10 protein-coding genes and 1 pseudogene are annotated in these 9,091 nt (G+C 72.1%); 4 read left to right on the forward strand and 7 right to left on the reverse strand.

Translation table 11 applies throughout. From position 1 onward, the window contains the following. Positions 1-64: 64 nt before the first annotated feature. Positions 65-589, forward strand: coding sequence for a MarR family winged helix-turn-helix transcriptional regulator (locus ABD352_RS54685; RefSeq protein WP_344620624.1), 525 nt, complete (start codon positions 65-67; stop codon positions 587-589). Positions 590-622: 33 nt separating this feature from the next. Here the strand turns inward: ABD352_RS54685 and ABD352_RS54690 are convergent, their stop codons facing one another. Beyond that, a complete protein-coding gene (locus ABD352_RS54690; RefSeq protein ID WP_344620625.1) occupies positions 623-1,237 on the reverse strand; it encodes an STAS domain-containing protein in 615 nt (204 codons plus the stop codon). A gap of 366 nt (positions 1,238-1,603) precedes the next feature. Beyond that, complete coding sequence (locus ABD352_RS54695) at positions 1,604-2,596, reverse strand: helix-turn-helix transcriptional regulator (protein WP_344620626.1); 993 nt, start codon at positions 2,594-2,596, stop codon at positions 1,604-1,606. A 111-nt stretch (positions 2,597-2,707) separates the two neighbouring features. Between ABD352_RS54695 and ABD352_RS54700 the strand changes: the two genes are divergently transcribed. Both ABD352_RS54700 and ABD352_RS54705 read left to right on the forward strand, forming a co-directional pair. Further along, the gene (locus ABD352_RS54700; RefSeq protein WP_344620627.1) at positions 2,708-3,217 is read left to right on the forward strand and encodes a VOC family protein; all 510 of its coding nucleotides are present in this window, start codon (positions 2,708-2,710) and stop codon (positions 3,215-3,217) included. Between the two features lie 76 nt (positions 3,218-3,293). Next, positions 3,294-4,340: an aldo/keto reductase gene (locus ABD352_RS54705; RefSeq protein ID WP_344620628.1), complete on the forward strand. Its 1,047-nt coding sequence runs from the start codon at positions 3,294-3,296 to the stop codon at positions 4,338-4,340. 45 nt (positions 4,341-4,385) lie between these two features. Here the strand turns inward: ABD352_RS54705 and ABD352_RS54710 are convergent. From ABD352_RS54710 to ABD352_RS54730, 5 genes and pseudogenes are all read right to left on the reverse strand, one after another. Continuing rightward, positions 4,386-4,631 (reverse strand): annotated as a pseudogene (locus ABD352_RS54710) (helix-turn-helix domain-containing protein); the annotation flags it as partial. A 120-nt stretch (positions 4,632-4,751) separates the two neighbouring features. Then, entirely contained in the window at positions 4,752-5,525 is a 774-nt protein-coding gene (locus tag ABD352_RS54715) for a hypothetical protein (protein WP_344620629.1), read from the reverse strand. After that, complete coding sequence (locus tag ABD352_RS54720) at positions 5,522-5,863, reverse strand: PadR family transcriptional regulator (RefSeq protein WP_344620630.1); 342 nt, start codon at positions 5,861-5,863, stop codon at positions 5,522-5,524. Before ABD352_RS54720 ends, ABD352_RS54715 begins: the two co-directional genes overlap by 4 nt. Positions 5,864-5,917: 54 nt before the next feature. Then, positions 5,918-7,339 carry an aminotransferase class I/II-fold pyridoxal phosphate-dependent enzyme gene (locus tag ABD352_RS54725; RefSeq protein ID WP_344620631.1) on the reverse strand — a complete coding sequence of 474 codons (1,422 nt, stop codon included), beginning with the start codon at positions 7,337-7,339 and terminating at the stop codon, positions 5,918-5,920. After that, a complete protein-coding gene (locus ABD352_RS54730) occupies positions 7,329-8,456 on the reverse strand; it encodes a M20 family metallopeptidase (protein ID WP_344620632.1) in 1,128 nt (375 codons plus the stop codon). Before ABD352_RS54730 ends, ABD352_RS54725 begins: the two co-directional genes overlap by 11 nt. A gap of 117 nt (positions 8,457-8,573) precedes the next feature. Here ABD352_RS54730 and ABD352_RS54735 point away from each other — a divergent pair, with 117 nt between their 5' ends. Further along, a complete protein-coding gene (locus tag ABD352_RS54735; protein ID WP_344620633.1) occupies positions 8,574-8,867 on the forward strand; it encodes a hypothetical protein in 294 nt (97 codons plus the stop codon). Positions 8,868-9,091: the final 224 nt, after the last annotated feature.

A 9,091-nucleotide genomic window follows, 5' to 3' on the forward strand; every position in this document is an offset into this window, starting at 1 on the left:
CACCGCTGCCCTCGATGTGCGAGGCGTTTCTCCTGATGATGTGGCACACCTCTAGGGTGTGCGCATGCCCAAGGACGCACGCCCGCTGGACGCCGGCATCGCAGCTCCCGAGGCGGTCGAGGCGTTGCTGGCCGCGAGCCGCGCGCTGGTCGGCATCGCCGCCCGGTCGCTCGCCGACATCGACCCGGACGTGACGTTGCCGCAGTACCGTGCGCTGGTCGTCCTCGCCGCGCGGGGGCCGCAGCGGGTCGCCGACATCTCGGCCGAGCTGCAGGTGGCCGCGTCAACCGGCACCCGCATGTGTGACCGCTTGGTCCGCAAGGGTCTGGCCCGCAGGTCCCGGCCGGCGTCGGACCGGCGGGTGGTGCGGCTCACGCTGACCGCGGCCGGGCGGCGGCTCGTACAACAGGTGACTGACAGCCGGCGTGAGCACCTCGCCGCGGTCGTCGCGGCGACCGCGGACGTGTGGCACCCGGCGGTCGCGCCCGCGCTGCGCGCCTTCGCCGCCGCCTCCGGCGAAGTGCCTGAAGGGGAGTGGTGGCTCGGGTTCCCGTCCGTCGACGAGGAGGCCGAACCGGCCGATGCCTGACGCCCACGACCCCGCCGCGCGTCGCCGCCAGGGTCAGGACCGCAGGGCGGGCTCGTCGGCGCGCAACCAGTCGAGTGCGGTGATCTGATCCGTGAACGTCGGCAGGACCCGTTGCAGGCACAGCATGCGTAGTGCTGCGGCAACGCCCGGGCCGGCGCACACCAGGCAGGCTCGGCCGCCGCGGTCGGCGAGGCGCTGTGCACCCCGGACCAGCACGTCGATCGTCGCCGAGCTCAGCCGGCCGACCCCGCCGAGGTCGACCATCAGGTGTGCGAAGGGGCCTGGCTCCCCGCTGAGAAGATCCCAGAGCTGGGCGTTGTCGGCATACCCCAGCTCGCCGCGAAGATAGATGGCGCGCACATCGGTGAGCAACTGCGTCACCACCCGCTGGTTCACCCGGCCGGCCGGGGTGATCGACGGCGCGTCGAGCGACCGGGCGACGATGCCTGCGAGCGACGTCACCGGTCCGCATACCCCGCAGGTATGCGGACCGACGGCCAGGCTGCTGCCCTGCCAGCCGTCAAGGCTGAACAGGTTCCAGGCCGTGTCCCAGTCGCCGGTCGAGGCCGCGAGGCTGCCGACCAGCCGCCCGCAGGCATCGCAGACCAGGCTGAAGTCCGCGCCGTCGCGGCTGAGCAACGCGGTCATGCGAGCACCCTGAGCGTCATGTGCATAGTGCAACCATCGATCGCTGATGCGGCGGGGGTACGGCGGAAGCATGACAGTCTCATGACACCGGTCCGCAACCGTCGATCCATCAACGGCAACCAGTGGCGGACCAGTCGGCTCAGCGAACGTGGTGCCGTAACCACATAAAGCTTACGGAGCACACCATGACTACCCTCCAAGGGTCTTCTGCCCCCGCGGCGGCTCGGCGACGGGGCGGTCCCGCGGCGCCGACGCATTCGCCGGCCTCCGCCGACGTGACCCGGGTGGAGACCCTTCGCAGGGCTGATCGATCCCACCGCTGAGCGCGACCCGGACCGAACCCCCAGGGCGGCCCGGCCGTGAGGATCAGGAAGTCCCGCCCGGGGTACGGCCGGCGGCGGTCCTGGCGAAGCGGCGGGCCAGGTGGCTGAAGGCGTCGACGAGCTCGGCAGGGCCGACGACCTCGATCTCGGCGTCGAACCGGGCGATGGCAGCGGCAAGGCTGGGCCAGGACCAGGAGCCGAGCGTGAGCCGGCAGCGGTCCGGGCCGAGCTCCTCGACGATCCCGTCGCGCGTGTAGAGGGCGACGGTGGCGGCCGGCAGGTCGAGGAGCACGGTGCCCTGACACGGCCAGCCGACGAAGCCGTCGTCGGCGCCGCGGAACCTGCCGGTGACGAAGGCGGTCACGTCGCCGCCGGGCAGTTCCCTGGGCGTGAAGCGGGGCCCGTTGGGGATGCGCAGGGCGATCCGGTCGGCGCGGAAGGTGCGCCAGTCCGACCGGTCGAGGTCCCACGCGACGAGGTACCAGCGTCCGTCCCAGGTGATGACGTGGTGCGGCTCGACGCGGCGCGGGGGCCTGTCCGCGGTCCCGGGGCCGTAGTCGAAGCGGAGGATCTCGTGGGCTCGCGCGGCGGAGCTGATCGCCAGGAGCACGTCGCCGTCGATCGGGGCGGCCGGTCGGGTGGTAGGCCGTTCGACGGCGGTGACCTGCAGGGCGTCGATGCGGTGCCGGAGCCGGGACGGCATGACCTGCCGGATGGTGGTCAACGCCCGTACTGCCGCTTCGCCGGTGCCGTCGCCCAGCGTGGTGGCGGCGATCTGCAGCGCGATGGTGAGGGCGACGGCCTGCTCGTCGTCGAACAGCAGCGGGGGGAGTTCGGCGCCGGCGCCGAGCCGGTAGCCGCCGTCAGGACCCTTGACCGCGGCGATGGGGTAGCCGAGCTCGCGCAGCCGGTCGACGTCGCGGCGCACGGTCCGCAGGCTGATGTCGAGCCGCTCGGCCAGCAGCGTGCCCGGCCAGTCGCGGCGCGTCTGCAGCAGCGACAGCAGGGCCAGCAGTCGACCGGACGTTTTCGGCACGAGTTCGAATCTACCCGCAGTAGGTGCCACAACCTGTCACCTATGCCGTCGAACCTTGGTGGTGACGCCGGCCGGGCACCGTGCCCGGAACAACTCTCACCAGGAGTCTTGATGAGCATCACCACCACAGCCCACCTCAACTTCCGGGGCAACGCCCGCGAGGCACTGGAGTTCTACCGCTCGGTGTTCGGCGGCGAGATCATGGTCATCACGTACGGCGACTTCGGGATGCCGAAGGAACTGCCCGACGCTGGCAAGGTCGTCTGGGGCCAGGTCGCGGCCGAGGACGGCTTCCGCGTCATGGCCTACGACGTGCCCGGCCAGGCCGGAGCCGGCACCGCGCCGGCGCCCTCCGCGTCAGCGCTCTCCGCGCCGCTCTCCGCGGCGGCGCCTTCCACGCGGCGCGAGCACGGCATGACGCTGACCGGCGAGCCGTTCTTCCTGTCGGTCCGCGGCGAGACCGTCGAAGAGGTCGGCGCGCTGTGGGAGAAGCTGGCCGACGGCGCCACCGTCGTCGAGGCCTACGGCCCGGCGCAGTGGGCACCGGCGTTCGGAATGCTGACCGACCGCTTCGGCATCACATGGATCCTCGACGTCGCCGCCCAGCACGCCAACGCCTGATCCTCGCCCTCCGGCAGCGGGACGAGGGGCCCTTCGTCCCGCTGCCAGATCCCCCAGCCTCGAGAAGGAGCCATGCATGCGTATGCGTCCCCTGGGTCGCACCGGCATCCAGGTCAGCCCCTACTGCCTGGGCACCATGACGTTCGGCCCGGCCGGCAACCCTGACCACGACGACTGCGTCCGAATCATCCACCGGGCCCTCGACGCCGGTATCAACTTCATCGACACCGCCGACGTCTACGGCGGCGACGGCGAGACCGAACGGATCGTGCGCAAGGCCCTGCGCGGGCGCCGCGACGACGTCGTGCTCGCCACCAAGGTCAACGGCCCGATGGGTGCGGATCCCAATCGTCGCGGCAACTCCCGCCGCTGGATCGTCACCGCGGTCGACGCTTCGTTGCGCCGCCTCGGCGTCGACCACATCGACCTGTACCAGGTACACCACCCCGAACCCGGCACCGACATCGAGGAGGCCCTCGCCGCGCTGACCGACCTCCAACGGGCGGGCAAGGTACGCGCGATCGGCCACTCCAGCCTGCCGGCCGCGGAGATCGTCGAGGCCCAGTGGGTCTCCGAGCGGCGCGGACTGGCCCGCTTCCGCACCGAGCAGCCGCCGTACTCGATCCTGAACCGCGGCATCGAGCGCGAGGTCCTCCCGGTCTGCGCGCGCTACGGCATCGGCACGCTCGTCTGGAGCCCGCTGGCCATGGGCCTGCTCACCGGCCGCTACCGCAAGGGCGGCGGCGAGCAGGCGTCGCAGGCGCGTATGCACTGGGTGCCCAGGCACATGACCGACGAGCGCAAACTCGACGCCGTCGAGCGGCTCGTCCCGATCGCCGAACAGGCCGGTCTGTCACTGACCCACCTCGCCCTGGCCTTCACCATCACGCACCCGGCGGTCACGTCCGCCATCATCGGCCCGCGCACCATGGCCCACCTCGACGATCTGCTCGCCGGCGCCGGCGCGACCCTTGACGACGACATCCTCGACCGGATCGACGAGGTCGTCCCGCCCGGCGTCGACCTCGGGCCGATCGACGTCTCCTACGTGCCGCCGGAGCTCGCGCAACCCCACCTGCGCCGGCGCCGCACCGCCGACCGCGCCGCAGCGGACCGGGGATGACCGGACACCTCGACGCGCGAGCGCTCAACCGCGCTACCCTGGCCCGGCCAGCCGATGCGACACCCCGGACAGCGGCCCGAGGTGGCGCATCGTCAGGTTGGTGCGCCCGTAGGCGATGACCGGCAGGAGCCGGTCGGCCAGTGGCAGCGTCCACTGTCGGCCGGGGCGTCCGTCGGCGATGGCGTTCCCGCCGCGTTCGGCAACGAGGCGCACCAGCCGGCGGGACTGGGCCGGGCGTAACCCGGTGAACGGCACGATCCACTCCGGATGTGCTGCCGAGATCACCTGCACCGGGACATCGTCATGGATGACTGAATGGCCCCAACGCCGTTACGAGACATCCTTAGCTGACCCGTTCGTTCCCCGGGCTTGCGGGTCTCAGGACAAGCAAACCCGGGGCCGATGGGCGGATCAGCCTGTCGCGGGTGTGGGCTCGTCCTGCGGTCCGCTCGGCTGGCTCCTGCTGCCGGAGGTCCGGCGGGACACCAGGCCGCCGATCGCGCCGATCAGGGCGACGACGACGGTGATGGACGGCAGCCCGCCGAAGTGGGTGACGAGGAACGGCAGCCCGCCGTAGGCGACGTGGTTGCCCACCGCCGCGGTGAGCGTCCACAGCAGCATCGCGAGCGGGATCGTCGCCAGCAGCACGACACGCGGCCGCGGCGCCGGCCACCGCAGCGCCACGGCGGCTCCCAGCACCACGAGCACCGCGACGTCGAACAGGAGGAGGTTGGGTCCCGAGTTGAACAGCGAGTAGGCGAGCAGCGTGGCGAAGACGGCCACCGCCGTGCGGCGGGCACCGATGATCCATGACACCGCGACGCCGAGCCGGAGCACGTTGGGGATCAGCAGCGCGAGGGTCACGTTGTGCACGGGGAACCGGCTGTCGACGCTGACCGTCATGGTTGTGGTGCTGACGTCGTACACGGTGGCGAGCACCGCGGTGCTGTACGCGACGAGGAACGCCGCGAACAGCAGGGATGCGGCGCGGGGCACGCGAAGCCGCAGCGCGAGGCCGAACACCCCGGCGGCCTGCCGGAGGCTGGGCCGGGTGCGACCCTCGTCGAGGTCGATCAGCAGCCCGAGCAGCTCCTCGCCGCGGGTGGCCCGGTGGTCGGCGGGCAGCAGCCGCAGCAGCCGGCGGTAGCGCCGCTCCAAGGGCTCCATCCGGTCCGCGGGGCTCATCCGGTCAGTCCGAGCCGAGGCGCCGACTGCTGGGCGCGCCGGGCGAGGCGGCGCTTCGCCGCGCGGGCCTGGGCGGTCATCCGCTGCGTCTCGGCCTCCACCGCGGCCGCACCCGCGTCCGTCAGGCGGTAGTAGCGGCGCAGCCGGCCGTTCTCGACCTCGTCGCGCTCGGGCTCGATGAGCCCGCGGGCGACGAGACGCTCCAGGGCTGCGTAGAGCGTGCTCGCCCGGAGCTGGATGCGGTTCTCGGACATCGCGGCGACCTCTGTCACCAGCCCGTAGCCGTGCCGGGGCTGATCGGCGAGCGCCGCGAGGATCAGGAACGCCTGTTCACTCATAGAGTCCACCGTCGAAGCATATACCGTCGCGCGGTATGTGCTATCCCGGCTGCTTCAGCTACTTGTGACCCGCAGAGTGCTGAGGGACGGGTCCGCTGCGTAGGCGATTCGGACGCCGGCACGCCGGGCCTGGTTGAGGGCCGCGAGCGCCTCGGCCGTGATCTGCTCACCGGGTGCGAGGACCGGGATGCCGGGCGGATACGGCGCGACGAGCTCGGCGCAGACCTGTCCGACGGCCAGGTCAATCGGCAGCGTCTTGGCGGCGGCGAAGAACGCCTGTCGTGGGGGCATCGACGCGACGGGCTCGACGTGGTACGCCGCGGGTCCGATGACCGGCCGCGGTGCGCCCCGGTGCCGCCGCACCGAATCGGCCAGGGCCGTGGTCAGGCGGTCGAGGGAGTCACGGGTGTCGGCGAGCGAGACGACGGCGACGAGCACGTCGCGGTCGGCGGACTCGACCGGCAGCCCGGCGGCCAGGAGGTCCTGCTCGACGAGGTTGCCGTCGGCACCGGTTCCGAACAGGAGCAGCGTCAGTTTGAGCGGGTCGACTCCGGGACCGTCGAGGACGGTGAGGCCGTCGACGTCGCGGAGCCGGTCCCGAGCCTCGCGGGTGGCTGCGATGGCGTCGCCGAGCAGGGCCTCGCCGTCGCGTTCGAGCAGCGCGCGGGCGGCGTCGATGCTGGCGAGCATGGCGCCCGCCGGGCTGGTGGTCGCGGTCGCCTCGACGCCGGCGTCGAGACGTGCGGCTTCGACGCGGTCGGTGCGGGCCAGCACGAGCGCGGCTTGGCTCCAGGCGGGCAGCGTCTTGTGGGCGCTGGTCACCACGACGTCGGCACCGAGCTGGAGCGGGTGCCGGGGCAGCGCGGGATGGAAGCCGAAGTGGGCGGCCCACGCCGCGTCGACGACCAGGGGTACACCGAACTCGTGTGCCGCGTCGGCCAGGCCGGCGATGTCGCCGACGGTGCCGACGTAGGACGGGTCGCCCACGAACACCGCCCGCACGTCGGGATTCGCGGACAAGGCGCGCCGTACGGTCGCAGGTGCGACGCCGAGCGGGAGGCCGGTGACGGGGTCGACCTCGGGGCGTACCCAGACGGGAGTCAGGCCGGCCAGCACCAGTCCGAGCAAGAGCGAACGGTGCAGGGTGCGACTGACGATGACCCGGTCGCCGTCGCCCGCGACGGCCAGGGCGACGGCCTGGTTGGCGTGGGTCGCGCCGCCGGTGGAGAAGCGGCAGAAGTCCGCGCCCCACAGCCGCGCCGCGCGGGCCTCGGCCTCGGCGAGCACGCCGGTGCTGAGCTTCATGGTGTCGAGGCCGGCGTAGAGCGGGACATCACCGGCGACCACATCGCCGACGAGGTCGGTGCGCTGCTTGTGGCCCGGGATGGTGAACGGCGTCGGTGGGCTCTCACGGAAGCGCAGCCAGGCATCCAGCAGTGGCGCGTCACCGCGTAGCCCGCGCGGGTCAGTCGGCATCGGGTCTCCAGTCGGCGAGGACCGTGATCAGTGCGGAGGCGAGGGCGCGGACCTGGCGCACGTCGACCCACTCATCGACCGCGTGCAACCCGCCGCCGGATGGGCCGCACACCAGGGTGGGGCAGACCTGCTGCCACAAGGGAGCCTCCATCCAGTACGGCGCGTCGAAGGTCGGTCCGGTTCCGAGCTCGGCGCCGAGCCGGCGGGAAAGCCCGGCGGCCGGCCCTGCTGTATCAAGCTGCCATCCGTCGCGATAAGCGACCAGCTCGGCAGTGGCGCACCACTCCGGCTCGAGCAGCGAGCGCACCTCGTCGAGAGCCGCGGCGCTCGAGCGGCCCGCCGTCGTGCGCAGCTCGACCAGGCACTCCGCGTGGTCGGGCACCACGAACGGCGACTCCCCGCCGCGCGCGACCGTCACCATCAGGTCGCCGCCGCCGGCCCGGACGGCCGCGGCTCGTTCGTCGACCGCGTGCAACAACCGGCCCAGATGGGTGACGGCGTTGACGCCGAGGTCTGCCTGCGAGCTGTGCGCGGCGCGGCCGGTGAAGCTCACCCGCACGACGGCGAATCCGCGCAGCGACCTGCTCAGCGCGAGGTCGGTCGGCTCCGCGATCAGGCAGGCGTCCGGCCGGACCCCGAGCCCGGGCAGCGCGTCGATCACGGCCTCGCTGCCCAGACTCGCGTCCTCCTCGTCGGCCACCAGCGCGAGCACCGGGCGAACCGGCGCCTTCGTCGCCACCAGGTGCTCCGCGGCGGCAACGATCGCCGCCACGCCACCCTTCATGTCCGCGGCGCCGCGACCGAAGAGCCGGTCCCCGTCGAGTCGAGGCACGAACGGCTCCGGCATCCCGGCCACACCCACGGTGTCGAGGTGGCCGTTCAGCACGAGCGTCGGCCACTCGGCCGGCCCCGGCGGCACCGCCACCAGGCTGGGGCGATTGGCATGGCCTGGTGCCGGGACCACCGTGGTGACGAAGCCCGAGCCGTGGAGCCGCGAGCGGAGGTGCTCGACGATGTCCGCCTCGCCCGCGGCACCCGGGACCAGCCCCGGGTTGACGCTGTCGATGCGGACGAGGTCGGACAGCAGCGCCAGGGCCTCGGCCTCCGCGTTTCGCATGGCCCGAGCCTAGACAGACCGCGGCGACGTGGACATCGGGCTACCGGCTGTGGGCGACCAGCACCGCAGGCCGGGACTATCCTTTGGGTTGAGTCCCAGATCTGCGAGGGGGTCGCCATGCCGGTTGTACTTGTTACACAGGGGCCGACTTTTACGCAGGAGCGGTACGAGGAAATCGTCCGGAGGCTCACCGGCGGCAAAACCCGCTTGGAGACGCCTGCGGACTGGCCCGCCGAGGGCCTGCTGACGCACATCGCCGGAGAGGGCGAACACGGCTTCCGGGTAGTCGACGTGTGGGAGTCCGAGGAGGCTTGCCGTCGATTCGGCGACCGCCTCACGCCGATCCTGGAGGAAACCGGCGTCAAGGAGGAGCTGGAGATGTATTCGGCGCACACGTTCGTATCGGCCTGAGCCCCGGGTTCGGCGCGTAAAGAGTCTTTGGGCGACCTGCGCCGTACCCGCAATGCCCGCTTCGATGCCGGCCACCTGCCCTCGGCGTTCCGTCGCCTGATGTGGCCGGCTATGCGGGCGGCGCCGAGTCGATGAATCGGTTGGGGGAGGGCCCACGACCCTAAGGCGTGTTTCATAACCCAGTCATAGCCACTCGTTGATGATGGCGATGGTCAGGACGGCTT

The organism is Dactylosporangium salmoneum (assembly GCF_039532525.1).
Classification (GTDB): domain Bacteria; phylum Actinomycetota; class Actinomycetes; order Mycobacteriales; family Micromonosporaceae; genus Dactylosporangium; species Dactylosporangium salmoneum.

Coding starts and splice junctions, on each gene's coding strand:
- ABD352_RS54685 (WP_344620624.1), top strand. CDS start 65: ATGCCCAAGGACGCACGCCCGCTGGACGCCGGCATCGCAGCTCCCGAG.
- ABD352_RS54690 (WP_344620625.1), bottom strand. CDS start 1,237: ATGACCGCGTTGCTCAGCCGCGACGGCGCGGACTTCAGCCTGGTCTGC.
- ABD352_RS54700 (WP_344620627.1), top strand. CDS start 2,708: ATGAGCATCACCACCACAGCCCACCTCAACTTCCGGGGCAACGCCCGC.
- ABD352_RS54705 (WP_344620628.1), top strand. CDS start 3,294: ATGCGTATGCGTCCCCTGGGTCGCACCGGCATCCAGGTCAGCCCCTAC.
- ABD352_RS54715 (WP_344620629.1), bottom strand. CDS start 5,525: ATGAGCCCCGCGGACCGGATGGAGCCCTTGGAGCGGCGCTACCGCCGG.
- ABD352_RS54720 (WP_344620630.1), bottom strand. CDS start 5,863: ATGAGTGAACAGGCGTTCCTGATCCTCGCGGCGCTCGCCGATCAGCCC.
- ABD352_RS54725 (WP_344620631.1), bottom strand. CDS start 7,339: ATGCCGACTGACCCGCGCGGGCTACGCGGTGACGCGCCACTGCTGGAT.
- ABD352_RS54730 (WP_344620632.1), bottom strand. CDS start 8,456: ATGCGAAACGCGGAGGCCGAGGCCCTGGCGCTGCTGTCCGACCTCGTC.
- ABD352_RS54735 (WP_344620633.1), top strand. CDS start 8,574: ATGCCGGTTGTACTTGTTACACAGGGGCCGACTTTTACGCAGGAGCGG.